The organism is Sorangium sp. So ce590 (assembly GCF_051521365.1).
Lineage (GTDB): Bacteria > Myxococcota_A > Polyangia > Polyangiales > Polyangiaceae > Sorangium.
This window is the reverse complement of the sequence record NZ_CP150346.1, coordinates 5,243,089-5,269,831: the sequence shown is the minus strand read 5'-3', so window position 1 is coordinate 5,269,831 and position 26,743 is coordinate 5,243,089. Positions and strand designations below refer to the sequence as shown.

26 protein-coding genes and 2 pseudogenes are annotated in these 26,743 nt (G+C 72.3%); 21 read left to right on the top strand and 7 right to left on the bottom strand.

Features of this window, described 5'->3' with window-relative positions; translation table 11 throughout:
* Nucleotides 1–1,013 precede the first annotated feature (1,013 nt).
* Both tkt and WMF28_RS19945 read left to right on the top strand, forming a co-directional pair.
* Nucleotides 1,014–3,002, top strand: a complete 1,989-nt coding sequence (tkt, locus tag WMF28_RS19950) for a transketolase (RefSeq protein ID WP_437603842.1) — start codon at nt 1,014–1,016, stop codon at nt 3,000–3,002.
* Nucleotides 3,003–3,157: 155 nt separating this feature from the next.
* Complete coding sequence (locus WMF28_RS19945) at nt 3,158–4,096, top strand: AEC family transporter (protein ID WP_437603841.1); 939 nt, start codon at nt 3,158–3,160, stop codon at nt 4,094–4,096.
* A 60-nt stretch (nt 4,097–4,156) separates the two neighbouring features.
* Here the strand turns inward: WMF28_RS19945 and WMF28_RS19940 are convergent, their stop codons facing one another.
* Complete coding sequence (locus tag WMF28_RS19940) at nt 4,157–5,707, bottom strand: Hsp70 family protein (protein ID WP_437603840.1); 1,551 nt, start codon at nt 5,705–5,707, stop codon at nt 4,157–4,159.
* A 224-nt stretch (nt 5,708–5,931) separates the two neighbouring features.
* Here WMF28_RS19940 and WMF28_RS19935 point away from each other — a divergent pair, with 224 nt between their 5' ends.
* On the top strand, nt 5,932–6,750 hold the full coding sequence (locus WMF28_RS19935) for a hypothetical protein (RefSeq protein ID WP_437603839.1): 819 nt from the start codon (nt 5,932–5,934) through the stop codon (nt 6,748–6,750).
* A gap of 115 nt (nt 6,751–6,865) precedes the next feature.
* Here WMF28_RS19935 and WMF28_RS19930 read toward each other — a convergent pair.
* Nucleotides 6,866–7,385 (bottom strand): annotated as a pseudogene (locus tag WMF28_RS19930) (NADH:flavin oxidoreductase/NADH oxidase); the annotation flags it as partial.
* A 393-nt stretch (nt 7,386–7,778) separates the two neighbouring features.
* Between WMF28_RS19930 and WMF28_RS19925 the strand changes: the two are divergent.
* The 4 genes and pseudogenes from WMF28_RS19925 to WMF28_RS19910 all read left to right on the top strand — a co-directional run.
* Nucleotides 7,779–8,093 (top strand): hypothetical protein, encoded by a 315-nt coding sequence (locus WMF28_RS19925; RefSeq protein ID WP_437603838.1) that lies wholly within the window; start codon nt 7,779–7,781, stop codon nt 8,091–8,093.
* A 171-nt stretch (nt 8,094–8,264) separates the two neighbouring features.
* Nucleotides 8,265–8,696: a carboxymuconolactone decarboxylase family protein gene (locus WMF28_RS19920; RefSeq protein WP_437603837.1), complete on the top strand. Its 432-nt coding sequence runs from the start codon at nt 8,265–8,267 to the stop codon at nt 8,694–8,696.
* A 1-nt stretch (nt 8,697) separates the two neighbouring features.
* The gene (locus WMF28_RS19915) at nt 8,698–9,054 is read left to right on the top strand and encodes a sigma factor (RefSeq protein WP_437603836.1); all 357 of its coding nucleotides are present in this window, start codon (nt 8,698–8,700) and stop codon (nt 9,052–9,054) included.
* Nucleotides 9,048–9,125, top strand: a pseudogene (locus tag WMF28_RS19910) (sigma factor-like helix-turn-helix DNA-binding protein); the annotation flags it as partial. The gene WMF28_RS19915 and the pseudogene WMF28_RS19910, both read left to right, overlap by 7 nt.
* A gap of 515 nt (nt 9,126–9,640) precedes the next feature.
* Here the strand turns inward: WMF28_RS19910 and WMF28_RS19905 are convergent.
* The gene (locus WMF28_RS19905; protein ID WP_437604280.1) at nt 9,641–10,069 is read right to left on the bottom strand and encodes a helix-turn-helix domain-containing protein; all 429 of its coding nucleotides are present in this window, start codon (nt 10,067–10,069) and stop codon (nt 9,641–9,643) included.
* Nucleotides 10,070–10,580: 511 nt separating this feature from the next.
* On the bottom strand, nt 10,581–11,501 hold the full coding sequence (locus WMF28_RS19900; RefSeq protein ID WP_437603835.1) for a transposase: 921 nt from the start codon (nt 11,499–11,501) through the stop codon (nt 10,581–10,583).
* A 480-nt stretch (nt 11,502–11,981) separates the two neighbouring features.
* Here WMF28_RS19900 and WMF28_RS19895 point away from each other — a divergent pair, with 480 nt between their 5' ends.
* Nucleotides 11,982–14,036 (top strand): hypothetical protein, encoded by a 2,055-nt coding sequence (locus tag WMF28_RS19895; RefSeq protein ID WP_437603834.1) that lies wholly within the window; start codon nt 11,982–11,984, stop codon nt 14,034–14,036.
* A gap of 74 nt (nt 14,037–14,110) precedes the next feature.
* On the opposite strand, the gene WMF28_RS19890 is transcribed toward WMF28_RS19895, so the two are convergent.
* Nucleotides 14,111–14,512 (bottom strand): PEGA domain-containing protein, encoded by a 402-nt coding sequence (locus WMF28_RS19890; RefSeq protein ID WP_437603833.1) that lies wholly within the window; start codon nt 14,510–14,512, stop codon nt 14,111–14,113.
* A 134-nt stretch (nt 14,513–14,646) separates the two neighbouring features.
* On the opposite strand from WMF28_RS19890, the gene WMF28_RS19885 reads away from it, so the two are divergent.
* Genes WMF28_RS19885 through WMF28_RS19830 form a run of 12 tightly spaced genes read left to right on the top strand, consistent with a single transcriptional unit; the run spans nt 14,647 to nt 24,793 of the window.
* Entirely contained in the window at nt 14,647–16,200 is a 1,554-nt protein-coding gene (locus WMF28_RS19885; RefSeq protein WP_437603832.1) for a radical SAM protein, read from the top strand.
* Nucleotides 16,197–17,699 carry a radical SAM protein gene (locus tag WMF28_RS19880; protein WP_437603831.1) on the top strand — a complete coding sequence of 501 codons (1,503 nt, stop codon included), beginning with the start codon at nt 16,197–16,199 and terminating at the stop codon, nt 17,697–17,699. Before WMF28_RS19885 ends, WMF28_RS19880 begins: the two co-directional genes overlap by 4 nt.
* Nucleotides 17,696–18,439, top strand: coding sequence for an SDR family NAD(P)-dependent oxidoreductase (locus WMF28_RS19875; RefSeq protein WP_437603830.1), 744 nt, complete (start codon nt 17,696–17,698; stop codon nt 18,437–18,439). The genes WMF28_RS19880 and WMF28_RS19875 overlap by 4 nt, the downstream gene beginning before the upstream one ends.
* On the top strand, nt 18,439–19,182 hold the full coding sequence (locus WMF28_RS19870; RefSeq protein ID WP_437603829.1) for an SDR family NAD(P)-dependent oxidoreductase: 744 nt from the start codon (nt 18,439–18,441) through the stop codon (nt 19,180–19,182). The genes WMF28_RS19875 and WMF28_RS19870 overlap by 1 nt, the downstream gene beginning before the upstream one ends.
* Nucleotides 19,182–19,775 (top strand): hypothetical protein, encoded by a 594-nt coding sequence (locus tag WMF28_RS19865; RefSeq protein WP_437603828.1) that lies wholly within the window; start codon nt 19,182–19,184, stop codon nt 19,773–19,775. Before WMF28_RS19870 ends, WMF28_RS19865 begins: the two co-directional genes overlap by 1 nt.
* On the top strand, nt 19,775–20,251 hold the full coding sequence (locus tag WMF28_RS19860) for a 3-hydroxyacyl-ACP dehydratase FabZ family protein (RefSeq protein WP_437603827.1): 477 nt from the start codon (nt 19,775–19,777) through the stop codon (nt 20,249–20,251). Before WMF28_RS19865 ends, WMF28_RS19860 begins: the two co-directional genes overlap by 1 nt.
* Nucleotides 20,248–21,159: a beta-ketoacyl synthase N-terminal-like domain-containing protein gene (locus WMF28_RS19855; protein WP_437603826.1), complete on the top strand. Its 912-nt coding sequence runs from the start codon at nt 20,248–20,250 to the stop codon at nt 21,157–21,159. Before WMF28_RS19860 ends, WMF28_RS19855 begins: the two co-directional genes overlap by 4 nt.
* Nucleotides 21,156–22,403 (top strand): beta-ketoacyl-[acyl-carrier-protein] synthase family protein, encoded by a 1,248-nt coding sequence (locus tag WMF28_RS19850; protein WP_437603825.1) that lies wholly within the window; start codon nt 21,156–21,158, stop codon nt 22,401–22,403. Before WMF28_RS19855 ends, WMF28_RS19850 begins: the two co-directional genes overlap by 4 nt.
* Nucleotides 22,400–23,158, top strand: a complete 759-nt coding sequence (locus WMF28_RS19845) for an SDR family NAD(P)-dependent oxidoreductase (protein ID WP_437603824.1) — start codon at nt 22,400–22,402, stop codon at nt 23,156–23,158. The genes WMF28_RS19850 and WMF28_RS19845 overlap by 4 nt, the downstream gene beginning before the upstream one ends.
* Nucleotides 23,155–23,784, top strand: a complete 630-nt coding sequence (locus WMF28_RS19840) for a nitroreductase family protein (protein WP_437603823.1) — start codon at nt 23,155–23,157, stop codon at nt 23,782–23,784. The genes WMF28_RS19845 and WMF28_RS19840 overlap by 4 nt, the downstream gene beginning before the upstream one ends.
* A complete protein-coding gene (locus WMF28_RS19835; RefSeq protein WP_437603822.1) occupies nt 23,781–24,233 on the top strand; it encodes a phosphopantetheine-binding protein in 453 nt (150 codons plus the stop codon). Before WMF28_RS19840 ends, WMF28_RS19835 begins: the two co-directional genes overlap by 4 nt.
* 35 nt (nt 24,234–24,268) lie before the next feature.
* Entirely contained in the window at nt 24,269–24,793 is a 525-nt protein-coding gene (locus WMF28_RS19830; RefSeq protein WP_437603821.1) for a hypothetical protein, read from the top strand.
* Nucleotides 24,794–24,839: 46 nt separating this feature from the next.
* Here the strand turns inward: WMF28_RS19830 and WMF28_RS19825 are convergent, their stop codons facing one another.
* Nucleotides 24,840–25,349, bottom strand: a complete 510-nt coding sequence (locus tag WMF28_RS19825) for a hypothetical protein (RefSeq protein WP_437603820.1) — start codon at nt 25,347–25,349, stop codon at nt 24,840–24,842.
* A gap of 43 nt (nt 25,350–25,392) precedes the next feature.
* Nucleotides 25,393–26,040: a hypothetical protein gene (locus tag WMF28_RS19820; protein ID WP_437603819.1), complete on the bottom strand. Its 648-nt coding sequence runs from the start codon at nt 26,038–26,040 to the stop codon at nt 25,393–25,395.
* A 178-nt stretch (nt 26,041–26,218) separates the two neighbouring features.
* Between WMF28_RS19820 and WMF28_RS19815 the strand changes: the two genes are divergently transcribed.
* Nucleotides 26,219–26,740 (top strand): hypothetical protein, encoded by a 522-nt coding sequence (locus tag WMF28_RS19815; RefSeq protein WP_437581425.1) that lies wholly within the window; start codon nt 26,219–26,221, stop codon nt 26,738–26,740.
* The last annotated feature ends 3 nt before the right edge of the window (nt 26,741–26,743 follow it).

Here is a 26,743-nt window from a genome sequence, read left to right as displayed (position 1 = left end):
GCCGACCGCGAGCGTCAGCCCCCAGGACGCGCTGAGCCAGCGGGAACGCCACGCCGGGGCGGTCCCTTCGAGCAGACCGGCGGAGGGGGTAGGCCGAGCAGACTTCTGTTCAGACATGGGCAAGCCGGAACCTCCAGGGTCGATGAGCAGGGGATGAATGCGCGCGCATCGCGGCATCTAGCACATCGTGGTCTGCGCTCCCCCGCGTCCAGCACCAGGGGAGCGTTCGGAGACGTGTTGCCTGTCAACGAAAGATGGAGCGCATGGGATACAGAGGCGCCGGAGTGTGGCAGGGGTTCAGAGGGGGCGCGATGCTGGCGATGTCGCTGGCCATCGGCTGCACGAGCGGGGGTGGCGGCGGCGGGGGCCAGGGAGGCGGCGGAGGAGAGCCGGCGACCGGGGGAGGCGGGCAGGGAGGCGGCACAGCTGTTTGCGTGCCGGGGTCGCAGCTGAGCTGCTATTCGGGGCCCCCGGGGACGCAAGGGGTAGGACTCTGTACCTCCGGCGCTCAAACCTGCCTGTCAGACGGATCCGGCGATGGCCCGTGTACCGGTGAGAACACGCCCTCTGCTGAAGACTGCGCCGCGGACGCCGACGAGGACTGCGATGGCGTGGGGCAATGCTCGCCTCTGCCGCTGTGGTCCGCCGCTCTGGGCGGCGCCGGCGCTGACGCCGCCTACGCCGTCGCGGCCGCCGGCGCCCGCGAGCTTCCACCACGCCACGCCGGGCCGGAGCTCGCCACGCAGCACCCACCCGCGCGGCCCTGCCAACCTGGGTCGGGTCGCGGCCAACCTGGGTCGGGTCGCGGTCAACCTGGGTCGGGTCGCGGTCAACCTGGGTCGGGTCGCGGTCAGCCAAGCCGGCGACCGGCGATCCTCGCGCCTCTCGAGAAATCGTGGACATCGAGCGCGCGCCGAGGGGCACTCTCCAGGCAGACCCGACGCCGTCCGGGCGGGGGGGGGAGGGTGCGCGAAAGGGCGCGCTTCGTGACGAAGTAGGTTAGAGTGCGCGCCATGCCTGATTTCGTCAAGCTCGCCGCCGCGTGCACGATGGCCCGCGGCCTCGCCATGGACGCCGTCCACGCCTGCTCGTCCGGTCACCTCGGCCTGCCGCTCGGGGCCGCCGAGATCGGAGCCGCTCTCTATGGCGACCTCCTCCGCCACGATCCGGGCGAACCGCACTGGTTGAACCGCGATCGCTTCATCCTGTCCGCCGGCCATGGCAGCATGTTCCTGTACGGCTGGCTGCACCTCTCGGGCTACCCGGTGTCCATCGACGACATCCGGCGCTTCCGGCAGTGGGAGTCGAAGACGCCCGGCCACCCGGAGTACCACTACACCGAGGGGGTCGAGGCGACGACGGGCCCGCTCGGCCAGGGCGTGGGCAACGCGGTGGGGCACGCGGTGGCCGCCAAGATGCTGGCCGCCCGCTACAACACGCCGGAGCACACGATCTTCGATCTGAACGTCTACTGCCTCGCCGGCGACGGCTGCCTCCAGGAGGGCGTGGCCGCCGAGGCGGCCTCCTTCGCGGGCCACTTCAAGCTCGACAACCTGGTCCTCATCTACGACGCCAACGACGTCACCCTCGACGCGATGGCCGTGAAGACCCAGAGCGAGGACACGGCCAAGCGCTTCGAGGCCTACGGCTTCGAGGTGCTCCACATCGACCAGGGCAACGATCTGGAGGCCGTCCACCGGGTGCTCAGCCAGGCGCGGGCGTCGAAGAGCGGAAAGCCCAGGTTCGTCGTGGCCCACACCCAGATCGGCAAGGGGATCCCCGAGGTCGCCGGCACGCAGAAGGCGCACGGCGAGGGCGGCGCCAAGTTCGTGGATCAGGCGCGCAAGAACCTGGGGCTGCCCCCGGAGCACTTCTACGTCAGCGAGGAGGTCAAGCAGTTCTTCGCGAAGCGCAAGGAAGCGCTCGGCAAGGTGCGCGGGGCGTGGGAGGCGACGTTCCAGGCGTGGCGCGCGAAGAACCCGGAGCTCGCCCGGCAGCTCGACGAGGGCACATCGAGGAAGGTGCCGGCGGACCTCGACGCGCGTGTCCCCGCCTTCGCCGCCGGCACCAAGGTGGCCACGCGCAAGGCCGGCGAGACCGTGCTGCAGGCCGTCGCCGAGGCGGTGCCGGCGCTCATCGGGTCGAGCGCGGATCTCTACGGCTCGACGTTCAACTACATCGCGTCGAGCACCGACTTCGATCCGGAGCACCCGGGCGGCCGGAACATCCGCGCCGGCATCCGCGAGCACGGCATGGGCGCGATCATGAACGGCATCGCCTACCACGGCGGCCTGCGCCCGAGCGGCGCGACGTTCCTCGTGTTCGCCGACTACCTGCGGCCGAGCATCCGCCTGGCGGCGCTGTCGCACCTGCCGGTCATCTACGTCTTCACGCACGACTCGGTGGGCGTGGGCGAGGACGGGCCGACGCACCAGCCCGTGGAGACCGTCGCCGGGCTGCGCGCCATCGTCGATCTGGACGTCATCCGGCCGGCGGACGCCGAGGAGACGGCCGGCGCGTGGATCTCCGCGCTGGAGCGCGCCGACGGCCCGACGGTCCTCGCGCTCACGAGGCAGGCCGTCCCGATGCTGCCGGGCGACGCCGCCGCGAAGCGCGAGGGCGTGCGGCGCGGCGCTTACGTCCTCGTCAAGGAGACGGCGGCGCTCGAGACGATCGTGATCGCGACGGGCAGCGAGGTGCAGCACGCGGTCGAGGCCGCGAAGCGGCTCGGCCCCGGCGTCCGCGTCGTGTCGATGCCCTGCGTCGAGCGGTTCGCGCGCCAGGACCGCGGCTACCAGGAGGCCGTGCTGCCCGCCGCGTGTGCGCGGCGCGTGTCCCTCGAGGCCGGCATCACCTTCGGCTGGCACCGCTGGGTCGGCTCCAAGGGGCTCGCCCTCGGGATCGATCGCTACGGCACGAGCGCTCCCGGCGACATCGTGCTGGACCGGCTGGGCATGAATCCGCAGGCGATCGTGCAGGCGGTGCAGGAGCTCGTGCCCTGAGCATCCGAGGAGAGGATCGGCGCGGGTTGCCGCGTCGCCCGCGCCGGTCACCTCCCGCGTCCCCCGTCTCCCGCTTCGGTCCCCCCTCTCTCGTGCGTGCGCGCGTGCTCCTCCTAATCGCTGGACGCCGCCCGCCGCGGAGCTAGAAGCCGCCCGTGCCGTCGGGCGACCTGATCTCGCAGCTCCTCGCCCTCTTCGCGGTGCTCGGGGTCGGCGTGCTGCTGCGCGCGCTCGGCCGCGGCGGCCAGGCGGACGCCGCCGTCCTCCACCGGCTGGTCATCGACGTCACCACGCCCGCGCTGATCGTCTCCGTGCTGCGCCGCTCGGGCCTCGGCCACGGCGCCTGGGGCGCGGTCGCCGCCTCGTCGGTCGCGCTCTTCGCGTGCGCCCTCGCGGGCGTCACGGTCGCGCGCGCGCTCGGGCTGCCGCGCGCCGCGCAGGGCGCCGCCGGCGTCGTCAGCAGCTTCTCCAACACCGGCTTCCTCGGCGTCCCCGTCGTGCTGGCCCTCTACGGCCACGCCGGCAGCGCGGCGGGGACGGCGATCCTCGTCGACAGCATCGTCACGACGCTGCTGCTCTGGACGTTCGGCGTCGCGCTCGTCGCGCGCATGGGCGGAGGGGGTGGTGTGGACGCGCGGAGCCTGCTCACGGTGCTCCTGCAACCCAACGTGATGTCGATCGCCCTCGGCCTCGCGCTCCACGCCCTGCCGATCCCGCTGCCGGTGTGGGTGGAGCGCGCGCTCGACGCGCTCGGCAGCGCGACCCCGACGCTCGTGTTCCTCGCGCTCGGCCTGAGCCTCGACCTGCGCTCCCTCCGCGGCCGCATGCGGCCGCTCGCGGCCGTCGCCGCGGTCAAGCTGCTCCTGTCCCCCGCCGTCGCGCTCGGCGTCGCGCTCGCGCTCGGCCTGAAGCGCCCCGTGTCGGAGGTGGCGGTGCTGCAGTCCGCCATGCCGACCTCCATGGTGTCCGTGATCGTCGCCGCGCGGTACGGCTGCGACGGCGAGTTCGCCGCGGCCACCGCGGTCGTGACGACGATCGCGGCGCTGGCGACCCTGCCGGCCGTGATCGAGGTGCTGCGCCGGCTCCTCCCGTGACGTCGAAGAACGCGCGCAGCCGCGGCCGAGCGCGGATGATTCAGGCCGCGCCCGGCGCGCTCACGCCCCGACCTGATAGACGCGCTGGTAGCCCGCCTCCACGTCGGTGATCGTCACCTCGACGATGCCGTGCGAGGTGATCGCGTACTGCTCCTCGATCAGCGGCCCCTCGTCGCTCACGCGCTGCACGGGCACGGCGGCGAGCTCGGCGGCGCGGTCGCGGAGCCGCCGGTCGAAGGGGAACACGACCTCGTTGAACGCCGTGATGTCGCCGTGGGGCACGCCGAGCCGGTCGAGCGCGGCGCACTCGACGAACCGGTAGCGACCGACGTTGTGCGCCGCCCGGTACACGCGGCGCGAGACCACCGGCGCCTCATGGCTCGACGGGATGCGCGCCTCCCGGTCGAAGATCGGGTCGAACACCACCTCGTCCCCGCCGCCGCTCTCCCGGAAGACCCCGAAGTGGCGCGACAGCCGGTCGGAGAGCTCGAAGCCCGCGTCCTCGTCGACGGCGATGGCGAGGCCCATCGCGATCGCCGCCGAAGGGTAGGGGGAGCGATGGACGCGGCGCCCGAAGCGCTCGCGCAGCGTCCGCGCGACGACGGGCAACGAGCTCGCGCCGCCGACGACGTAGATCCCCGCGATGTCGGCCAGCGCCTCGCCCGCGCCGGCGTCGAGGCGCGCGATCACCGGCTGCATCGCGGTGATCGTCTCCTCCACGAGCGGCGCGCACCGGTCGTAGAAGTCGGAGGCCGAGATCGTCACCTCGTGGGCAGGCGAAAGGTCGCCGAGGCACGCCTCCAGGTCGATCACGATCCGCCGGGAGTTCGGGTTGAGCCGCTCCTTCGCCTCGCGGCACTGGTCCGCGAGCGCGGCGAGCGCGCGCGCCGGCAGCTCCTCGCGCTCGACCTTGGCCGCCGCGAGCGCCGTCGAGGCCAGCACGGCGTCGAAGTCGTCGCCGCCGAGGTGGTTCAGCCCCGCGGTCGTCACGGCGTCGTGGCTGCGCCCGGTCATGTGGACGAGCGACGCGTCGAAGGTGCCGCCCCCGAGGTCGTACACGACGATGTGCTCGCGCTTCGACGTGATGGTGCTGCGGTGGCGGTGCGTGTACTCGAAGCCGGCGGCCGAGGGCTCGTTCAGGAGGGCGATGACCTCGAAGCCGGCGCGGCGGAAGGCGTCGAGCGTCACGAAGCGCTGCGTCCCGTGCGCGTTCGCCGGGGTCGCGACGACGCAGATGAGGCGCCCGTCGTCGTCCTTCTTCTTCGGCCGGTTCGACCGGTGCAGCACGGCGTCGCGGAGCGACCTCAGGAACAGGGTCAGGAGGTCGAGCACCCGGAGCTTGGTCGCGCCGATCTCGACCTCGACGTCGGGCGACGCGCGCGGGCCCGAGAGCACGCGCTTGAACGAGCGGAGGACGGTCCACTCCGGGTCCGAGGCGACAGCGAGGGCGTCGAAGCCGAACCGGAGCTCCCCCTGCCGCTCGGCCGCCACGGAGGGGTAAAAGTCCACGGTGTCCCCCGCCGCATCCAGGAAGCTGATGACGGGGTAGTTTCCGCGGTCGCAGCACGCGACCACGGTCCGCGTGGTTCCGAAATCGATCCCGAGGCGCACGGTAGAGTTCCTCCGGCCCGCATGCTGCCACACCCGGCCGCCCCCGGTGCAACTCCGCTGCGCCCGGCGGCCCGGCGGCCACAGGGGCCAGGCCGAGGGGCATATTGTGCCACGACACACCATGGCACAGCCGGGCGGTCGTCGTTGCTCATGGCTGAATACGGCGCCATCCGCGGCGAGGGAGGGAGCCCTCGGGCGGTACAACGGTTGCTCCGTTGCAGGTCATGTCAATTCAACACGACCTTCTTCTGGGCATGCTCTCGCTCTCTCTCCTCGCCGGCTGCACGGCTTCCGAGGTCATCGACGGCGGCGCGGGCGGTGGCGGCGGCGCCGCCGAGTGCTCGATTCCCGCGATGGACCAGATCACGTGGTCGCTGACCACCGCGGATGGCACCACCTTTTCTTCCGAGGATCCGGTCGGCGAGGCGGGCGACCCTCCGGCGCAGCGCTCGATCGAGGGGCAGATCGTCTCCTCCGCACCGGGCGAGATCGCCATCGACTCATGCTCTCCCGACGCGGATTGCGACCAGGCGCTCACCACGCTGACGCTCGCCGCAAGTGGGTTGCCCGACGTGCTCGTCCCGGAGGGCGCCTTCGTGCGGTTCGACTTCCAGGCCCAGCGCGAGCGGAGCGGCTACGGCGACTACGACGACTACACCGCGATGCACCTTACCGTCGAGAATCTCTCCGAATGGCGCGGCCTCTCCAACCCGGTGGCCACGGACGACCGCGTGTGGCTGGCGGCGCACGAGCGCTTCGTCACCGGCGGGCCCAACGCGCTCACCGCCGCGTTCGACCCCTTCACCGTGGAGCGCCTGGACGTCTGCTTCTCGACCGAGGCCGGCAACCCGGTCTATGCCCTGCGGTTCTCGATGGCGGACGCGAGCCCGTCCTCCGTGACATTGAACGCCGGCGAGGAAGCCTCGATCCTCATCACCGGCGCGCACGCGGGGGATTACACGTTCCGCAATCTCCGCTCATTCGAGTACGCGGAGCCGGGCCACGAGTTCGCCTACTGGCTTGCGTTCTCCGAGGTCCCGTGAGCCGGCGTCGCTCGCGAGGCGCCCGGTCGTTCACGGCGCCGTGATCCCGGCCGTGACCACCCGCCCGCGACCGGCACGCCCGCCTCCTTGCGGATGCGCCCGGCGTACGGGAGCGCCACGCGTAGCCTGCCTCGCGGGCCCGCCGCGCGGCGGCGACGAAGCTGGCCTTCACGCGCGCGATATCGGCCTTCGTCATCTCCTTCGGCATCTGGGGGAGGTTCGCGCCGAACGCCTTCGCCGACGGCGCCAGCGTCTCCCACGCGCCCTCCTGCGGCGCCAGGTGATCATCGCCCTCCCAGGGCCGGTTGGCGCTCGCCTTATCTCCCCGCGTGCGCGAGCTGGATCCCCGGGACCGCGCCCTGCTCCTTGACGAACGCGACGATCCGCCGGAGCGGCGCGATCTGCCCGTCTTCCCGGAGGCCGGCGTCCCCTGGGCTGATGCGGCCCTCCGGGGAGACCGCCGTCGCCTCCGCGATCGCGAGGCCGACGCCGCCCCTCGCCAGCGAGCCCAGGTGAGCAAGGTGCCAGTCGGTGGCATACCCGTCCTTCGAGGAGTACTGGCACATGGGAGAGACGACCACGCGGTTGCGCAGCGTCACGTCCTTCAAGCGAAGCGGCTCGAACAACCTGGCCATGAAGACCTCCTTGCCGACGGCGGCGCAGCTTCGTACGCCCGGACGCGCGGGGGCAAGCGGAGGCGCGCTCCGCCATCGGCCGGTCCTCTCCTGGCATGTTCGATCATGGTCTGAACGCCCATGTCCTTGCGCGGCGGCGCGGGCGGCGCGAGGCAGCACAGGCCTGCTTCGTGCGCGTGCGCCACCCGCGCCGCGCTGGCGCTCGCCGGGACGAACCGGAGGGGCAGCGGGTGGCTTGGCGAGGCTGGCCCTCGGCAGCACGCGCGTGACGCTACGACGACCGAGATCCCAGCCGCGCGAGCTGCCTGCGACGCTCTCGCTCCAGGTCGTACGCGTCTGGGAGCGAAGACCGGATGCGCCTACGAAAAGCGCCAGAGCGAAGACCTGCACGGCTTGCGCAACGTGCTGGCGCTCTTCGCTCCCATCGCCTGGCAGTTGCTGCTGCTGCGCAGCGAGGCCCGGCGCGCTCCAGAGCAGCCGGCGAGCGCCATGCTCACGCCCACCCAACTCGACATGCTGCGGGTCTTCGCCCGCAAGCCGCTCCCCGAGAACGCCACGGCCAGCGATGCCTTCCTGGCGAGCGCCGCGCTCGCCGGACACCTCCGGAGAAACGGCGAGCCCGGCTGGCAGACCTTGGGGCGTGGCCACGAGCAGCTCCGCATCCTCGTCCAGGGCTGGAGTGCCGCGAAGAAAGAAGGGAAAATATGATCAATCCTGAGACCGAGGTAGCCCTGAACCTCCCGATGGGTCGACGTGAAATTCTCGTGAGGGAGGAATTTTTTGCTCCGCGAGCGCGCGCGTCGGCCAGGCGTCACAGACGGGAAGGCTGGATCGTCATCAGATGGAGGGGCCCGCGGGCCCATGACAAGGAGAGCGACGATGAGCGAGCAATCCCCCGTGAAGTACGAGCAGGTGATCCCCGATGTGCTGCAGGCGCTGGCCGGTGTGCACGAGGTGATGAACCGGCACGGCTTCGACAGGAAGATCATCCACCTCGTGCAGCTGCGCGCGTCGCAGATCAACCAGTGCGCCTTCTGCGTGAAGATGCACACGAGGGAGGCGCGGCAGGACGGCGAGACGAACGACCGGCTGGACCGGGTGGTCGTGTGGGAGCACGTCAGCGATTTCAGCGAGCGTGAGCGGGCCGCGCTCGCCTGGACCGAGGCGCTGACCGTCCTCGATCGGCGGACCGACTACGCGGCCCTCCGCGCGCGGTTGCGGGAGCACTTCTCGGAGGAGGAGATCGGTGTCCTGACCTCCGCCGTCGCCATGATCAACCTGTGGAACCGCATCCAGGTGTCGAAGCACTGAGATGGCGCAAGAGAACGACGTCTCGCCGTTCGAGGCCACGAGGCCGATGCTCCTCGGCCTCGCCTACCGCATCCTCGGCTCGCGCGCGGAGGCCGAGGACGCGGAGCAAGACACGTACCTGAAATGGCAGGACGCCGACAGGAGCACGATCGAGAACCCGGCTTCGTGGTTCACGACCCTCTGCACGCGCCGGTGCATCGATCTGCTGCGGGCCGCCCGCAACGCCAGGGTCGACTACGTGGGCGCGTGCCTGCCAGAGCCCATCCACGCGCCGACCGAGGTTGAGCCGAGCGAGCGGAGCCGAGCGAGCGGCTGTCGCTGGCGGCGTCGCTCCAGACGGCGTTTCTGCTGGTGCTAGAACGCCTCACCCCGAAGGAGCGGGCGGCGTACCTGCTCCACGAGGTCTTCGACGTCTCCTATCCGGAGATCGCGGCGACGCTCGGCATCCAGGAGACCACGTGCCGCAAGCTCGTCTCGAGGGCGCGCGCCAACGTGGGTCAGTCGAAGGTGCGGCACACCACCCCGCTGCACCGACAGGAGCAGCTGCTCGCCGCCTTCCAGACGGCCGTGGCGAGCGGCGGCACGGAGCACCTGTCGGCGCTGCTCTCGGACGAGATCGAGCTCTGCGCCGACGGGGGTGACAAGGTGTCCAGCCTCCTTGAAGTCCTGCAGGGGAAGGTCGAGGTGCTCGATTTCATCGGCCGCGCGCTGCACGCGTACTGGGGCGACTATGCGTGCGAGGCGACGGACATCAACGGGGGCCGGGGCGTCGTCCTGTGGAAGGACGGCTCGGCCGCGGCCTGCGTGTCCTTCGCCTACGACGAGCACGGCGCGGCGACGAACATCTACATCGTGCGCAACCCCGATAAGCTCGCTCGCCTGGGCAGGGACGGCGCAGGTGGGGGCGGGCAGGGGGCGGGCGCGAGGCGCGGTGACCGGGCGAATCAGCGCCTGGGCGAGCGGCGCGCCAGCGCCGTCGGCGTCACGCCGGGGACGCGGCGCATGCACCGCGCCATGTGGCTCTGGTGCGCGAACCCCGCCTCGATCGCCACCTGGCTGGCGGGCAGGTCGCCGCGCGAGAGCAGCGCCTTCACGCGCTCCACCCGGCGCCGGACGACGTACTCGTGCACCGGTAGACCCGTCGACCGCTGGTCTTGAGGTAGGACGCGCTGATCTCGGCGACGCCGGCCAGCCGGTCCAGGGACAGGCTCTGGTCGAGGTGCTCCTCGATGTACGCCGTGAGGCGCCGCAGCTGCAGCGCTGACAGCCCGCGGGGGTGGCCGGCTCGGCGCCGCGAAGCGGCCGAGCAGGCGCACGGCGAGGGCAAGGCCGAGGCTCTCGGCGTAGAGGAGGCCGTTCGGATGGCCGGCCATGCGCTCGGCGTCCAGCGCCCAGGCGATGTGCTCGATCTGCGGATCCCGGAGCTTGTGGCGCAGATGGAGGCCGGCCGTGTCGGGGTCGCGCCCCATGTCCATCGCCGCGCGGCGCAGGAGCGAAGCGGGCAGCTGCCGCAGGAGCGACGTGCTGGCGTCGTCCTCCGCCCAGACGTCCGCGAACCCGGCGCGCGACCCGGCGCGACCCGACCCGGGTTGATCCGCGCGCGCGACCCGGGTTGATCCGCGCGCGCGCGACCCGACCCGGATTGACCCATCGATCTGGGGCGTCGGCTGGTGGCTGAACGGTTCCGTTCGGCCGAGCAGAGGCGCGGTGGTTCGCTCCGCGTCATGCACGCTCGGCGCGGCATGACGCATGCTCATCCATTCACGCAACGCAGCATGGCGGATCCGCCATCCGCTCCGTCTCCGCCAAACGGGCGTTCCCGATGACGACGCCTAGAAGCTGTCCCCTCCTGCCCGTCTCGCTGTCGCGCCCCCGCGCGAGGTGCTATCCCGTGAGCACCACGTCATTGACGCTGGCGCCGTGAAACGTGCGCATCCACCACGTCCCTACCGGGAAAAGGACGCTGCGCACGCCAGCTCGCCATCGTTCGAGCGCAGCACGGTACGACGCGCGAAACGCACGTACAGCGGTAGCAGCGGTTTGCCACGAGTCACCCTGGTCACGGCCGACGGCGAATGTCGGATTGCGCCCGCGCAATTCCTCGGAACTCGTGGCTCGCTCGTAGGGGGAGACCCTGCTGACTCGCTCGGCGCCCAAGAAACGGAGCCCTTGCCGCTCCGCCTCCGCACGGGCCTGCGCTTCCAGACGCTCGAGTTCGGCAGCGATCTGATGGCGAAGGCTCTCCGCGTTCTCCTGTTCGATGCCCGGCGGCAGCGCCAGGGGCAGCGTTGCTTCCTCGACCCACTGCGGATTCTCCGGATCGAGATACACTGAGGGACGTGTCGCGCGCAGCACGCCACAGCCGAGCTCGCCCACATCCACCTTGACGCCCGGCCATTCCCTCGCATGTCGGACCAGACCAGCGGCCACTGGGTTTGCGAGCACGTAGGCGATCTTCTCCACCACCGCCGCCGGCGTCAGCAGCCGTACCACGCTCGTGGCCTCGTGGTCCCATACTGGCCCTTCCCACTTGCGCAGCACCTTCGTGCCCAGCGCGACGAGGCGGTGGAAGAGCTGCAAGAAGCGCGGCAATACGCCGTGCACATCGGTCACCACGAGGTGCAGATGCGTCGACATCGCGCAAAGAGCGTGAACCTCGACGCCGTAGCGGCGCGCTGAGACAGCGAGGGCGTAGACCAACAGCTGGTTCATGGCCACATCGGGGCGCAACAGGAAGTGACGGCGCAGGACGCGACGGGTGAGCAGGTAAGTAGCGCCTGGGGCGATCGCGCGAGGCTGGCTCATGGCCGGAGCGCAGAGACAAACGCCGCGCCGTGAGTCGGTGTGAATCATTTCAAGGGTTTGCTCCGCTCTCAGGGTGGCGGCGGCGGGATTCCGCCAGTTTCCGCCACCCTGGGCCGGCGCGGCGGTTCCCAACCTGGGTCGGGTCGGCGGCGGTTCCCAACCTGGGTCGGGTCGGCAGCGTTCCCAACCTGGGTCGGGTTGCCCCGCCTAACCTGGGTCGGGTTGCTGCGGTTGCGGTTCCCAACCTGGGTCGGGTTGCTGACCGCGGTTCCCAACCTGGGTCGGGTTGTGCCGGGGGCGAGGGCGACGGACATCTGCTGGAATGTCCGCCTATGGCTCGCCCCGTGATGTATCTCTCCTGTCGAACAACTGCCCTGCTGCTCGGGCTGATCGGGGCCTGGGCCGCGTGCTCGTCGTCCCCGTCGGGCGGCGGCGGTGGCTCGCCGCTGGCCGGCGACGGCGGCAGCGGTGCCGCCAGCGGTGCCGCGCCTCCCGACGCCGGCCACACGGGCGGCGGGGGGCGGCTCGCCGCAGGGCGGCGACGGGGGTGCGGACGGCGGCGGCGGCACCGGCGGCGAGGGCGGCGAGGGCGGGGGCTGCGTCGTCGTGGAGACGCCCGCCGAGGACCCGGTGCCGCCCGTCGGCGCCACGCCGTGGGTCTTTCCTCCGGATGCGCCCTACGAGCAGCGCCCCCCGTGGCGCGCGGGCTCGTGCACCGGCTGGTCGCAGGTCCCGCCCGTCTACGATTACCCCGCGCCTGCCATCTCGGACGAAGGCCTGTGGATCGTCAGCGGCCAGTACCTGAGCTCCTCGCACGTCCTGCATCTCACGCGCTGCGGCTGGACGATGACGGGCTTCGGACCGCGCCTGTCGCTCTACAACGTCGCTGCCGGGACGGACTGGGTTGCGACCTCCACCAGCGACAGCACCCAGCTCCCGTACCGCCGCGGCGGGACCTGGTACAACCTCGCTCATCCGGAGCCCGGAGCCGGCACCGGCCGTGTCCACAACGTCGGTGGGATCCTGGCGCTCACCACGTTCGGGGGGACGATCGACCTGTACGACCCGTTGACCGGCTGGCGCCGGATCCTCCCGGCGGGCACCGGGAATCCGCACGCGCTCTGGGGCGATCCGGCGGACCTCTTCGAGACCTACGACACCGGCGTCCGGCGGTGGGACGGTTCCAGCTGGCGAGAGCTCTCCGGCCCGGCGCCGCAGCGCTACGCCGCGATCGCGGGGAGCGGGACCGAGGTGTTCGTCTCCGCCACCGAGGAGCTTTACCTGGTCTCGGGCGATTCGCTCGTACAGCAGCCCGCGCCGGACTGCGGAGACGGCGCCGTCGTCACATCCTACGCCGACCTGGCGGCCGGGGGCGGGACGCTGGCCCTCAGCGTGAAATGCCGCGCCGCCAGCTCGGACGCGTTGATGTTCCGGGTCTTCCTCCGGAGCGGCGGCGCGTGGGTCGCGACGCCCGCGCTCCCGGCGCCGATCCCGTTGCAACCGCCCACGAACGACGCCCCGGCCCTCCGGGTCGACCCGGCGGGCGTCGTCTATGCCAGCGCGGCCGACGGGCAGATCCAGCGGCTCGATCCGACCGGCTGGACATCGCTCGTGGAGGCGCCCGCGCCGACGTGGAGGTCGTTCGCGGGCCGCACGCGCGACGAGCTCTACGCCATCGGCGACGGCGTCGCCCGACTCTCGGCGGACGGCTTCACGTGCGTGCCGGTCGCCGGCTCCGAGGCCATCCGCGGCCGCTCGGCGTGGCAGGCGCCGGACGGCGCGCTCTTCGTCCTCGCGATGGACGCCGGCGTGAGCTCGATCTGGCGACACGACGGCGCGGCATGGACGCGCGACCTGTCGCTGCCGGCCGCGTCGACCTCGAACATCGTGGGGCGAGCGTCGTCCGAGGTCTACGTCGCGCTGGACAACACCCTCCACCGCTGGGACGGCGCCGCGTGGTCGTCGCTGGGCGCGTCGCCGTGCGGCGGGCGGGATCCGATCATGGCGCGCCTCGCGCTCGCGGGCGCGCAAGCCGTGGTCGCGCTGTGCGACAGGCACGCGCTGGACGACTCCCGGGGACCGTCGTTCGTGGAATGGGACGGCGCCGCCTGGTCCGAGTCGCCCGCGACCGGAGACTCCCTCGCGCAGATCGGCCCGCCCGACGCGCTGGAGGCCTACGCGTGGGAGAAGGCGCAGGGACTGGGCGTGTACCGCGTGCGCGATGGCCTCGGCTGGGGGCTCGGCGCCTTGCCTCCCACGATGCACATCGAGGATCTCGCGGGCACGCCCGGGCGGCTCGTCGCGAGCGCCTCCTTGCACAACGCAGAGCCGTTCGACCAGTACCTCGGCCGGACGGACGGCACCTCGTGGACCCGCAACCACGACTGGATGCATTTCTCGTCGAACAGCGAGACGGAGCTCCCTTCCCGGCTCTGGAGCGACGGCCGCTGGGTGGCCACCACGGTCAACCTGGGTGCGCGGCGCCACTACGGCGGCCTGGCGAACGCCGCCGTCCTGTGCGATCTCGGGCCGTAGGCTCGATCGCCCGTCATCGCGGGAGCTCGCGGCGCTGGCCTGCGCAGGACCGGCGACGCCGCGCGAGCGCGGCGCTACTTCTTCTCTTCGGGCTTCTCGCCCTTGGCGTCGCCAGCGTTCTCCCGGATGGAGGGCGGCGGGTCCGACTGGACCGTCTTCGCGTCACCGGGCTCGAGCGTCACCATCATCGTGCGGTTGCCGCGCTCCGGATCCACGAAGGTCACCTCGTGCGTGCCGGGCGCGACCTTGCGCCCCGAGATCGGCGTCGTCCCGATCGGCTTGCCGTCGAGCAGGATCTCGGTGGGCTGCGCCGACACGACGTCGAGCATCGGCGCGTCGTCGAGCGGCGGCTCGGGCTCGGGCTCGGGTGGGGTGACGGCCGGCGGAGGCGTGGGCTCGACCGGCGGCGGCGGGCTCGCGGCCCCGCCGCAGCCGGCGAGCGCGATGACGAGGAGAGGAGCGGCGACACGGAGCATGCGGCGGAGGCTAGACACGAATCACGCGCGGGGGAATGGCCCGGCGACACCGCGCCTGCGCGGCGCGCGCGCGGTGCCAGCGCCGGGAGGCCGGGCGTTGCGCTGCCCGACCAGCCCAGGTACTTCTGGTCGCCATGTCGACCGTGGCGATCTGCGGAACGGGAAACCAGCGACAGCCGACGGAGCACGTCTACTTCTCGTCGACGAAGAGCCTCTGCAAGACCTGCAAGCAGGCCGTCGATGCCAAGATCCAGTTTTCTGGTGGGGCGGTATATTTCGACAAATTCTGCCCTGAACACGGCCACCAGCGGGTGCTCGTCGCCTCCAGCGTCGAATGGTACCTCGACGCGCTCTCCTTCCTTGCGCCGCACACGCCGCCGCGCGGCGAGATCCACGCCGTGCGGAGCGGCTGTCCCTTCGACTGCGGCCCGTGCGCCTCGCACCAGCAGAAGGTGTACATGCCCGTCGTCCCCATCACGTCGGCGTGCAACCTCGATTGTCCCATCTGCTACACGGTCAACAAGAACGAGGGGGCGCACCAGATGAGCGAGGGCGAGTTCGCCGCGATCCTCGGCCACCTCCGCGCCCAGCACGACGAGCTCGACATCATCAACTTCACGGGCGGCGAGCCCACCATGCACCCCGAGCTCCCGAAGCTCCTCCGCATGGCGTCCGAGGCGGGGATCCGCCGCCTCACCATCTCGACCAACGGGCTCAAGCTGCGGAACGAGGCCTACGTTCGCGAGCTCGCCGCCCTCGACGCGCGCATCGTGCTGTCGCTCGACACCTTCGACCCCGAGATCGACCAGCGGATGCTCGGCGCCAACACCGTGCGGGCCAAGCTCGAGGCGCTCGAGCTCCTCGAGGAGCACGACGTCACGACGACGCTCCTGCCCGCGATCGCGGCCGGCCTGAACGACAAGGACCTCGGCAAGCTCTTCGACCTGATGATGCGCAAGCCGAACATCGTCTCGCTCGAGCTCCACACGCTCACGTTCACGGGCCAGGGCGGCGCCGGGTTCGACCGCGCCGCGCGCATCACCACGCCCGATCTCCACCGGCTCCTCGAGGAGCACACCGGCGGCGCCATCGCCGCGCGCGACTTCGTCCCTTCGCCGCTCGCCCACCCGCACTGCTACTCGATCTGCTACCTGCTCGTGCTCGACGGCGGCGGCCTCGCCCCGTTCGCGCGCTTCATGGGCCGGGACAAGCTCTTCGAGCTGCTCGGCGACTCCCTCTACATCCAGCCCCGCGAGCCCGTCGAAGAGGCGCTCCGGACCGCGATGGACGAGCTCTGGGCCGATCCGGACAGGCTGCCCGAGAGCGAGGCGCTGCTCCGCACGCTGAAGCGCCTGCTCCGCGAGATGTTCCCCCCGGGCAAGCCGCTTCCCATCGCGCAGCGGCAGAAGATCGCCGAGCGCGCGACAAAGGCGATCTACATCCACTCCCACATGGACGAGGAGAGCTTCGACGTCGCCCGCGTCATGAAGTGCAGTATCGGCGTCCCCGACGTCGACGGCAGCAACATCCCGACGTGCTCGTACAACGTCCTCTACCGCGAGAACGACGCGCGCTTCGCCGATCCCGACATGCTCGCTCGCATGGGGCGGACCGCGCCGCACCCGCTCCTCGCGCCCGCGCCCCCCGCGAACAGGCGCTCACTTCCGCTCCTCAAGGTGCCGTCATGACCGCGAAGCTCCCCCTCGTCGACCGGAAGTTCACGTTCACCCCGAGCGCGAAGGACCGCGAGGTCTTCCACTCCTTCTCGCGGGGGCTGTGCCCCCAGTGCAAGAAGGCCGTCGACGGCGTGAGGCTCCTCCGCAACGGCAAGGTGTACCTCCGCAAGCAGTGCCCGGCGCACGGGCAGAGCGAGGCGCTCATCTCCGGCGACGCCGACTGGTTCCTGAGGTCCCTCACCTACGTCAAGGAGGGATCCAGGCCGATCGAGTACTCGACCTCGGTCGAGCGCGGCTGCCCGGACGATTGCGGCCTTTGCCCGGATCACGAGCAGCACTCGTGCCTGCCGATCATCGAGATCACGAACCATTGCAACCTCGAGTGTCCGATCTGCATCGTGCAGAACCGGCACAACTACACGATGACGCGCGAGGAGTTCGGGCGCGTGCTCGACGGCATCGTGGCCAAGGAGGGGACGCTCGAGACGATCAACCTCTCCGGCGGCGAGCCGACGCTCCACCCCGAGTTCCTCGCGCTCCTCGACATGGCGTGCGCGAGGACCGAGATCGCGCGCGTCTCCATCTCGACGAACGGCCTCCGCTGCGCGAGCGATTACGCCTTCTGCGAGGAGCTCGCCCGGCGCAAGGTGTACGTGAGCCTCCAGCTCGACGCGCTCAGCAACCCGGCCCTCCGGGTCCTGCGCGGGGCAGGGGACCAGGCCGCCGCGCGGGAGAAGGCGCTCGCCAACCTGAAGAGGGCGGGCGTGCGCACCACCCTCGTCTCGACCGTGGCCCGCGGCGTGAACGACGACCGCATCGGCGACTGCCTCCGGCTGCTCTACGACAACGACTTCATCCTGTCGCTCACGTTCCAGCCCGCGGCGTACACCGGCTACGGCGGCGCCCACTTCGCGCCGCACGATCCGCTCGACGTCATGACCATCCCCGACGTCGTCCGCGCGGCCGAGGAGCAGACAGGGCTCCTCAAGAAGAGCGATTTCTTGCCGCTGCCGTGCTCCCACCCGAGCTGCTTCGCGCTCACCTACCTGCTCAAGGTCGACGGCGAGTTCATCCCGTTCCCCAGGTTCCTCGAGCTCGATCGCTACCTCGAGCTCCTGGCGAACCGCGGCACGATCCGGCCCGACGAGGAGCTCGAGGGCGCCCTGCGCGACGCGATCGACCAGATGTGGACGAGCTCGGGCCAGGTCCCCGACTGCGACCGGATCTTGAAGGTCCTGCGCCGGGCGATCTTCCTCATGTACCCCGAGGAGCGCGCCCTCGCGCTCGAGGAGCGCCTCCACATCGGCGAGGGCCTCGTGAAGACGGTGTTCATCCACGCCTTCATGGACGTGCACAACTTCGAGGTCGACCGCATCAAGAAGTGCTGCACCCACTACGCGCTCCCCGACGGGCGGCTGATCCCCGGCTGCGCGTACAACAACCTCTACCGCGACAAGGATCCGCGGTATGCGGGCCCGATCGGCGAGCCGCAGATCTGGGGCAAGACGTGACAGGCCTGCTCGCCGGCAAGCGCGCGATCGTCACCGGCGGTGGGCGCGGCCTCGGCCGGGAGATCTGCGCGACGTTCGCGCGGCACGGCGCCCGGGTGGCGTTCACCTTCACGAAGAGCGAGGAGGGCGCCCGCCGCCTCTGCGACGAGATCGCGGCCGCCGGCGCGGAGGCGCGCGCGTTCCGGGCGAGCGCCCTCGACGCGGACGCGACGCGCGCGATGGTGCGCGCCGTCGAGGAGGCGTGGGGCGGGGTCGACGTGCTCGTCAACAACGCCGGCGTGTCCCAGAACCTCCCGCTCGCGCTGCTCGAGGAGCAGGACTTCGATCACGTCCTCGACCTGAACCTCAAGGGCGCCTACCTCACGGCCCGCGAGGCGCTCCGGTCGATGATCCGGAAGAAGCGCGGCGTGGTGCTGAACATCGGGTCGCTCGCCGGGGTCAGGATGATCGAGGCGCCCATCCATTACTGCGCGAGCAAGGCCGGCCTGAAGGGGATGACCGAGGCCATGGCCAAGGAGGTCGCGCGGCACGGGATCCGCGTCCTGTGCGTCGCGCCCGGGCTGCTCGAGGACGGCGTCGGCCGCAACCTGCCCGAGCACCGCCTCGCCGACTACCTGAAGCACTGCGCGCTCGGCCGCGTCGGCACCTTCCGCGAGGTCGCCGAGCTCGCGGCGTTCCTCGTGTCCGATCGCAACGGCTACATGACCGGCGCCACCGTGGTGGTGGACGGGGGCGTGTGATGGCCGCCGCCGCCCCGAAGCCGCGCCGCTGCGTCGTCCTCGGCGGCTCGGGCACGGTCGGGCGCGCCCTGGTCGCGGAGCTCGCCCGGGCGGGGGCGCGCGTCGGGTTCACGTACAGGCAAGGGCGCGAAATCGCTGATGATCTGGTGCGCGCTCTCCCGGGTACGACCGCGATCGAGGTCGACCTCGGCGATCCGCGCGCGGCCGCGGAGGCCGCGGACGCGCTCGCGCGCCGGCTCGGGGGCGTGGACGCCTTCGCGCACTGCGCGGTCCGCACGTCGTCGGTCGAGCCGCCCGCGTTCGACGCGATCGAGGACGTCAGCTTCGAGGGGTTCGCCGACGTCCTCGCCGTCAACGTGACCAGCGCCTTCGCCGCCGCGCGGAGCCTGCTCCCGCACTTCGACGGCGGCGGGAACATCGTCCTGTTCGGCTCGGTCGACGGCATCAAGCCGGTGCCGTCGCCGGTCCCCTACGCCGTGTCGAAGGCCGCCCTCGCCGGCCTCGTGCTCAGCCTCGCCAAGTCGCTCGGCCCGCGCGGGATCCGCGTGAACCTCGTGGCGCCCGGCGTCCTGGAGGCGGGCGCCTCGCGCACGCTGCCCGACGACCTGCGCAGGGAGTACCTCAAGCACTGCGGGCTCCGCCGCCTCGGCAAGGTCGAGGAGGTCGCGGCGCTCGCCGCGTGGCTCGCGCTCGAGAACACCTACGTCACCGGCCAGACGATGATGGTCGACGGCGGGCTCTGATGGCGGCGCCTTCCTCGTTGCGCCTCCGGGTGCTGGGCGGCCTCGCCGCGATGGCGTTCCTCGTCCACGGCGGCAACCACGTGCGGCGGGGCTCGCCGCACGACGTGCTCTGGATGTGCAACGTCGCGCCGCTCCTGCTCGCGGCCGGCTGCTTCCTCGCGAAGCCGGACCTCGCCGCGATCGCGGCGCTGTGGCTCGCGTTCGGCACGCCCATGTGGCTGCTCGACATCGCGACGGGGAGCGGGCTCATCCTGACCACGTTCCTGCCGCACGTGCTCTGTCCCGTCGTCGCCGTCCTCGCGGTGCGGGAGATGGGGCTCGCGCGGCGCGCCTGGCTCAAGGCCACGGGGGCGCTGCTCGCCCTCGGTGGGCTGACGCGCGTGCTCACGCCCCCGGAGGCGAACGTCAACCTCTCCCACCGCGTCTGGGCGGGCTGGGAGGCGATGTTCCCGCGCTACGACCGGTACTTCGTCCTCGTGGCGGCCGCGGCGGCGCTCACGTTCTTCGTCCTCGATCGCGCGCTCGCGGCGTGGCTCGGCCCGCCGCGCCGGGGCGCCGCGGACGGCATCACCCCCGGAGCGAGCACCCCCTGATGCGTTACATCCTCCTCGACCGGATCACGTCCGTCGAACCTGGCCGCTGCGCGCGCGGGCTGAAGGCGGTGACCCTGACCGACGAGGTCCTGCACGACCACTTCCCCGACTACCCGATCTACCCCGGCGCGCTGCTCGTCGAGGCGGCCGCGCAGCTCGCCGGCTTCCTCGTCGAGGTGACGGAGAACAGGCCGTCCGAGGCGCCGCGCCGCGCGCTCCTCGCGCAGATCGACAGGGCGAAGTTTTACCGTCCCGCGCAGCCGGGGGACAGCGTCGAGCTCTTCGCCGAGGTGGCGCAGTCGCTGGACGCCGCGGCGAAGCTCTCGGTCGGCGCCGACGTCCGCGGGGAGAGGTGCATGCGGGCGACGCTCACCTTCGTGCTGAAGACGATCGACTCGGAGCGCGTGCACGCGCAGCGGCGCTACCTCTACGCGCTGTGGACGCGCGAGCTCCCGGACAAGGTGTGGCTGCCGTGACGCTCGTGACCGGCCTCGCGTCCGTCGTGCTCTCTCCCGGTGATGCCTGCGATCCGTCGCCGTTCCTCCGCGAGAAGAAGAGCAGGAAGTACCTCGGGCTCCAGGACGCGCTCGCGGTGGTGAGCGCCGGGCGGGCGCTCGCGGCGGCGGGGCTCGCCGCGTCGCTGCCGGGCGAGCGCACCGGGCTCTACCTCGCGGTCGGCTACATCCCGTTCCTGGAGCGCGACATCGCGCCGGTGCTCGAGGGCTCGTTCGACGAGCGCGGCGATTTCAGCCCGACGCGCTTCGGCGCCGAGGGGTACACGCGCGCGCACCCGCTGCTCGCGTTCCGCTGCCTGCCCAACATGCCCGCCTACCACGTCGCCGCGAGCTTCGGCGTGGAGGGGCCGTACGCGGTGCTCTACCCGAGCGCGGGGCAGCTCTACCTCGCGCTCGAGGAGGCCGTGCAGGCGCTCGATCGCGGCGAGATCGACGTGGCGCTCGTGGTCGGGGTGGCGCACCAGCGCAACTACCTGGTCGAGCACCACATGCGGCGCATCGACGACCCCGTGCCCCGAGACCGGCTGTTCGACGCGTCGGCCACCGTCGTCCTGGAGCGCGGGGCCCACGCGGCGGGGCGGGGCGCGCCGGCCCTCGGCGAGCTCGCGTCGGTCGCGGTGGCGTACGCGCCGTTCGATCCGCTGTCCCGTGCGCCCGCGAAGCGCGAGGCGGTCGCCGTCGCGTCGTCCACGCAGGCCGACGGCGGCGGCGGAGACGCCGCGCTGGACGCGGGCGCGGAGCTCGGGCCCGCGTCGCCGCTCGTCGCGCTCGCGCGCGCGTGGGAGCGCGGCGCCGTCGAGGTCGTGCATCGCCTCGAGGGGCGCGACGGCATCACCGCGGAGAGCCGCTGGCTCCGGAGGGTCTCGTGACGGCGCGCCACGCGGTGGTCGTGACGGGGATGGGCGTCGTGTCGCCGCTCGGCGATCGCGTCGACGCGTTCGGCGACGCGCTCCTCGCCGGGCGGAGCGGCGTCGGTCACATCACCCTGTTCGACGCGTCCACCCTGCCGACGCGCATCGCCGGGCAGGCCCCGCTGCCGGCCGAGGTGCCGCTCGGCGACCGCAAGGTCGCGTTCGCGCTCGCGGCGGCGAGGCGCGCCGTGGAGGCGTCCGGGCTCGCGCTCGGCGCGGGCGGTGAAGCGCCGCGCGCCGACGCGGGCGTGAGCCTGGGCGTCGGCCTGGAGCTCTTCAACATGGATCACCTCGCGGCGGCGCGGCGCTCGGGGTTCGCGCTGCCGGAGGGGCTCGCCGCGCGGCTCGGCTTCATGCAGACGCCCTCGGAGGTCTGCGTCCACGCGCTGAGCCACCGCTTCGGCCTCGCCGCGCCGCCGCTCGTCCACGTGTCGGCCTGCGCCGCGGGCACCGACGGGATCGGCGCGGCCTACCGGCTCATCGCCGCCGGCCGCCGCCGCGTCATGCTCGCGGGCGGCACGGACTCGATGATCAACCCCCTCGGCGTCGCGGGCTTCTGCGCGCTCGGGGCGACGAGCCTCCGCAACGACCGGCCCGAGGCGGCGTCGCGGCCGTTCGACAGGACGCGCGACGGCTTCGTGATGGGCGAGGGGGCTGCCGTGCTCGTCCTGGAGCGGCTCGACGACGCGCGGGCCCGCGGCGCGCGCATCCTCGCCGAGGTGGCGGGGTACGGGACCAGCTTCGACGCCTACAAGATCAGCGATCCGCACCCCGAGGGGCGCGGCGCCTTCCTGGCGATGTCGCGCGCGCTCGCCGACGCGGGGATCGGCCCGGACGAGGTCGACGCGATCAACGCCCACGGGACGGGGACGCCGAAGAACGATCCCGCCGAGACGCTCGCCCTGAAGCGGCTGCTCGGCGAGCGCGCGCGCGGCGTCCCGGTCTCGGCGACAAAGTCGATGATCGGCCACCTGATCTCGGCGTCCGGCGCGGTCGAGGCCGTGGCCGCCGTCGTGTGCATGCTGCGCGGCGCCGTGCACCCGACGATCAACCTCCGCGAGCCGGACCCCGCGTGCGATCTCGACTATGTGCCGAACGAGGCGCGCGCGCACCGGCAGCGCCACGTGCTCTCGAGCTCGTACGGGTTCGGCGGGCACAACGCGGCCATCGTCCTGCGCCACCCGGAGTCGATCCGGCCGTGAGCCTCCTGCTCGAGGGCAAGCGCGTCGTGGTGACGGGCGCGAGCCGCGGCCTCGGCCGGGCCATCGCGCTCGCGTGCGCGCGCGAGGGCGCGGCCGGCGTCGGGATCGGCTACCGCGAGCGGGCGAGCGAGGCCGCGGACGTCGCGGCCGCGGTCGAGGCGGCGCGCGGAGGGCGCGCGCTGGCCGTCGGGTTCGACGTCGCCGATGAGGCGGCCGTGGCGGCCGCCGTGGCGCGGTTCGAGGCCGAGGTGGGGCCGATCGACGGCTGGGTCAACGGCGCCGGGGTCGTGGCGCCGGGGCTGCTCGTGACGGGCGACGTGGCGCAGATCCGGGCGCAGATCGAGACGAACCTGCTCGGCCCGCTCCTGTGCGCCCGCGCCGTGCTGCCGCTCATGATGCGGCGCAAGCGCGGCGTGGTCCTCAACGTGAGCTCCGTCGCGGCGGTCCGCCCTGCCCGCGGCCAGGCCGCCTACGCGGCGGCGAAGGGGGGGATCGAGGCGCTCACGCGCGCGCTCGCGGTCGAGTACGCGAGGAAGGGCATCCGCGTCGTCTGCCTCCGGCCCGGCCCGGTCGACACCGACATGCTGGGCGGGACGCGCGCGCTCGCCGGCGAGGAGATCGTGGCCCGCGTGCCGCAGCAGCGGATCGCCGCCCCGGGCGAGATCGCCGACTACGCGGCGTTTCTCCTGAGCGACAGGGCCGCGTACGTCACCGGCGCGGTGGCGTCGGTGGACGGGGGCTACGCGGTCGGATGACGCTCGAGGAGCTCCTGCGATCCCGCCGCAGCGTGCGGCGCTTCCTCCCGGAGCCGCCGCCGGACGGCGTGATAGAGCGGCTGATCGAGCTCGCCGTCACCGCGCCGTCGGCCAGCAACAAGCAGCCGTGGCGCTTCGTCGTCGTGAAGCGCCCCGAGGCGATCGCGGCGATGGCGAGCGCGGTGCGCGAGGCGGTGGCGACCGTGGCGGAGCACGTGCCGCCGGACAGCCAGGGGGCCTTCGTGGCCTACGGCGACTACTTCACGCGGTTCGAGGGGGCGCCGGTCGTGATCGCGCCGATCTACCGCGGGCACACCGTGCTGTCGGGCCTGGTCGCGCCCTCGCTGCCGGCGGCGCTGCGCGAGACGATCGCCGCGATGGAGCGCGACTCGGGGCTGACGGGCGCGTCGCTCGCGCTGATGAGCCTGCTCCTCGCGGCGCACGACGCCGGCCTCGGCGCGTCGGCGATGACCGGTCCGCTGCTCGCGGCGGGTCGGCTCAAGGAGATCCTCGGCGTGCCCGCGAGCTGGGGTATCGTCGCGCTCGTGGCGGTCGGGTACGCCGCCGGCGAGCCGGCGCCGACCGATCGCAAGGCGGGGAGCAAGGTCACCAGGTGGATCCGATGACGAACACGGACGCAGCGAGCGTGGACATCCCTCCGCACGTGGTCGAGGCGGTGAAGCGCTGCATCGTGGAGAGCCTCGCCGTCGAGGCCGACGCGGTCGAGCTCGGGAGCCGCCTCATCGACGATCTCGGCGCCGACTCGCTCGACTTCGTGGACATCGTGTTCATGGTCGATCACGAGCTCCACATCCGCGCGCGAGAGAGCGAGTTCAACTTCATCACCCGCCTCGATTTCTCCTCGCCCGAGGTGATGAAGGAGGGGTTTCTCACCGGGCCGGTGGTGGCCCGGCTGGAGACGTGGCTCCCGGCGCTCGCGGCGGTGGAGGACAAGACGCGGGTCACGCCGCGGCAGCTCTTCTCGCTCATCACCGTGGAGGCCCTCTGCATCGTGGCGGCGCGCCGGCTCGCGCCGCCCGCGGCCGGGGTGGCCCCGGCGGCGCCGCCGGAATAGCCGGAGGCTGCGTGCGCAGGCGCGACAGGAGACCGATGCCCGACGAACGTCCCCCCCTCCCGCAGCTCCCCGGCGGCCCCGACCCGACGCAGCCGGTGCCGCGCTCGCCGGTGGAAGGCGTCGACCTCGACACGTACGCCCGCATCTCCGCCGAGCTCGCCGAGGCGCCCGCCGCTCGATCCAGCGTCCTGGCCTCGCACGGGCTCGACGAGGTGCGGTGGATGGACGTCGAGATGACGTGGCTCCTCCGCGTCGCGACCGCTGCGCTGCAGGCCGACCTCTCGCTCGGCCAGGACCTCGATCGCGCCTACACCGCCGCGCAGGCGGCGCTCGGCCCGTCGGAGCCCGTGTTGCCGCTCGAGGACTACGCCCGCCTCACCGCGCGCATCGAGGCGGGCGAGCCCCCGAGCGCCGTGCTGGCCGGCGCCCGGCTCTCGCTCTCCTCCTATTCCCGTCAGCAGCGCGCCTGGACCCAGCGCCTCGCCGCCGATCCGACGCTTGCCCGGACCTACCGCGAGAGGGTGGCCGCGGCGCGCGCCGCGCTCGGCTCGCCCGGGTGAGCCGCCCCCGCTGCCGCGAGGGCGCCGCGCCCTCCCGCCGTGTCCGTCAGACCTCGACCTCCTCCGCCGGCGGGGCGAGGGCTTGCAGCACCTCGAAGAACCGCCTGGACTGCTCCGCGTCGGCCGCCATCGCGCGCGCGAAATGGCGTGAGAGGCGCAGATAGTCGGCGATCGACAGCCGGCGCGCCGCGAGCGGCGGCGCCGGCGAGCCGGCCGCCTGGATGGCGGCGACCAGCGCCGCGTACCCCTCGACGTCCATCGCGGGCAGCGGCTTCAGCGCGTCCTGCGCCTTCGAGAAGGCGTCGGAGTAGACGATGGGGATGCGCGCGCGCTCGGCGTGGTCCATCACGTCGTCGCCCATTCGCTGCATCCAGTACAGCGTCACCTCGTTCCACTGCGCTTCCGTGAGCCCGCGCGCATCGAGCACGCGCGCGAGCGCGCGATCGCCCTCCGCGAGCTCGGCGGAGATCTGCGCGTGATCGAACAGCGTCACGCCGTGCGGCGCGCCGCGCTCCGCCGTGCTCTGGTCGTCCTCGTCCCTGCCTCGGGCCGGCACCCGGGCATCCTCGCCGCCCCCACCGCCCGTGTCCAGCCTGCCCTCAGGGCGCCACAGAGAACTGCAGGTCAGGCAGCATGGCGTTGAGCTCGTCCACGACGGCCTGCACGTGGCGGCTGCGCACCTGACGGCCTATGTTCATCAGGCTATCGGTATCGGCGAGGTGCGCGTGCCCCGCGCCGTACTCGTCGTCCACCGGCAGCGCGCTGCCGGCCCCCGTCGGCAGCGTGTGCCCGAATTCGTGCGGTATCGTGTAGAAGCCGCTCCTCGATTGATGCGCGGCATTCCCGACGGCGTGCGGGATCGCGTCGAGCTGATCGAGCTGGATGGTGCGCGCGCGGAAATCGACCCAGCTCCGGGGCGAGGGGGCGCCGGCGCTGAGTTTTTTCACGTTCACCGTCCAGTGGCCTCCGGTGAGGACCCACCGGATATCGAAGGCGATGGGGAGGTCGCGCACTGGATTCGCCAGCCGGTGCGTGCCGGTCGGCTGGACCCGGAGCCGGCGGCTCCACGCGCCCCAGATGTGCCTGTCGGCGGTGTGATGGAACCGGCGCCGTTCCTGCAAGGTCCACGGCCGGGCCCCGGGGTCGAGCTGCCATACGTACCGCCACTCTTCTTGCACGAAGATGTGCCCGGTTCGGGTATCGAGATCGATGACTCCCCAGGACGGTCGGCGGACGATGTGGCCCATGACGGCCGTCGATGGTAGCGCCTGCGGTGATTCCGGATCGATCGTCTCGTGGTGCGTGCACGAACTGCGCCGCGACCGGCGTCAGGCGCGCTGTTCGAGGGATGCATGATTGCGCGCTCCTCGTGTATCCTGGCCGGAGCGAACCTCGCGGGAGGCTTCAGGACCACAGGAGGACCGCATGGCGGGGCAAGTGAAGCGGGCGGCGGTGCGAAAGCTCGATATTCCTCCGAGCCCGCCTTCCGCCCCGGCGTCGGACCCGCCGCCCGCGTCGCAGGCGCAGTCGGCGGCCGCCGGGTTGATGGCCGCGCGGCTCGTCGCGTTCGACGCAGAGGGGCGCACGGCCCGGCTCTCGCTCGGCGGCTCCGAGATCGAGGCGGCGCTCGATGAGGCGCTCTCGCCGCGCGTGCTCGCCACGGCGCTGGTCCGCCGCGAGCGGGTCATCGTCCAGCGCGAGGGCGGGGGCTGGGTCGTGCTCGGTGCCCTGCGCACCGCGCCCACGCCCGGCGTCGACGAGGGCGACGAGTTCCTCATCAAGGCGCGCCGCGTGATCGTCGCGGCGGAGCACGAGCTCGCCATCGCGAGCGGCGCGGCGAGCCTCGTCGTCCGCGCCCAGGGGCTCATCGAGACGGTCGCGCACGACATCACCGCGCGCGCCTCCGGTATCCACAAGATCGTCGGCCGCATCATCCGGCTCAACTGAGGT

Bases quoted from the DNA above. Each gene is read 5' to 3' on its own strand.
- tkt (WP_437603842.1), top strand. From the start codon at position 1,014: ATGCCTGATTTCGTCAAGCTCGCCGCCGCGTGCACGATGGCCCGCGGC.
- WMF28_RS19935 (WP_437603839.1), top strand. From the start codon at position 5,932: ATGTCAATTCAACACGACCTTCTTCTGGGCATGCTCTCGCTCTCTCTC.
- WMF28_RS19920 (WP_437603837.1), top strand. From the start codon at position 8,265: ATGAGCGAGCAATCCCCCGTGAAGTACGAGCAGGTGATCCCCGATGTG.
- WMF28_RS19915 (WP_437603836.1), top strand. From the start codon at position 8,698: ATGGCGCAAGAGAACGACGTCTCGCCGTTCGAGGCCACGAGGCCGATG.
- WMF28_RS19905 (WP_437604280.1), bottom strand. From the start codon at position 10,069: ATGGCCGGCCATCCGAACGGCCTCCTCTACGCCGAGAGCCTCGGCCTT.
- WMF28_RS19900 (WP_437603835.1), bottom strand. From the start codon at position 11,501: ATGAGCCAGCCTCGCGCGATCGCCCCAGGCGCTACTTACCTGCTCACC.
- WMF28_RS19890 (WP_437603833.1), bottom strand. From the start codon at position 14,512: ATGCTCCGTGTCGCCGCTCCTCTCCTCGTCATCGCGCTCGCCGGCTGC.
- WMF28_RS19885 (WP_437603832.1), top strand. From the start codon at position 14,647: ATGTCGACCGTGGCGATCTGCGGAACGGGAAACCAGCGACAGCCGACG.
- WMF28_RS19880 (WP_437603831.1), top strand. From the start codon at position 16,197: ATGACCGCGAAGCTCCCCCTCGTCGACCGGAAGTTCACGTTCACCCCG.
- WMF28_RS19870 (WP_437603829.1), top strand. From the start codon at position 18,439: ATGGCCGCCGCCGCCCCGAAGCCGCGCCGCTGCGTCGTCCTCGGCGGC.
- WMF28_RS19865 (WP_437603828.1), top strand. From the start codon at position 19,182: ATGGCGGCGCCTTCCTCGTTGCGCCTCCGGGTGCTGGGCGGCCTCGCC.
- WMF28_RS19860 (WP_437603827.1), top strand. From the start codon at position 19,775: ATGCGTTACATCCTCCTCGACCGGATCACGTCCGTCGAACCTGGCCGC.
- WMF28_RS19840 (WP_437603823.1), top strand. From the start codon at position 23,155: ATGACGCTCGAGGAGCTCCTGCGATCCCGCCGCAGCGTGCGGCGCTTC.
- WMF28_RS19835 (WP_437603822.1), top strand. From the start codon at position 23,781: ATGACGAACACGGACGCAGCGAGCGTGGACATCCCTCCGCACGTGGTC.
- WMF28_RS19830 (WP_437603821.1), top strand. From the start codon at position 24,269: ATGCCCGACGAACGTCCCCCCCTCCCGCAGCTCCCCGGCGGCCCCGAC.
- WMF28_RS19820 (WP_437603819.1), bottom strand. From the start codon at position 26,040: ATGGGCCACATCGTCCGCCGACCGTCCTGGGGAGTCATCGATCTCGAT.
- WMF28_RS19815 (WP_437581425.1), top strand. From the start codon at position 26,219: ATGGCGGGGCAAGTGAAGCGGGCGGCGGTGCGAAAGCTCGATATTCCT.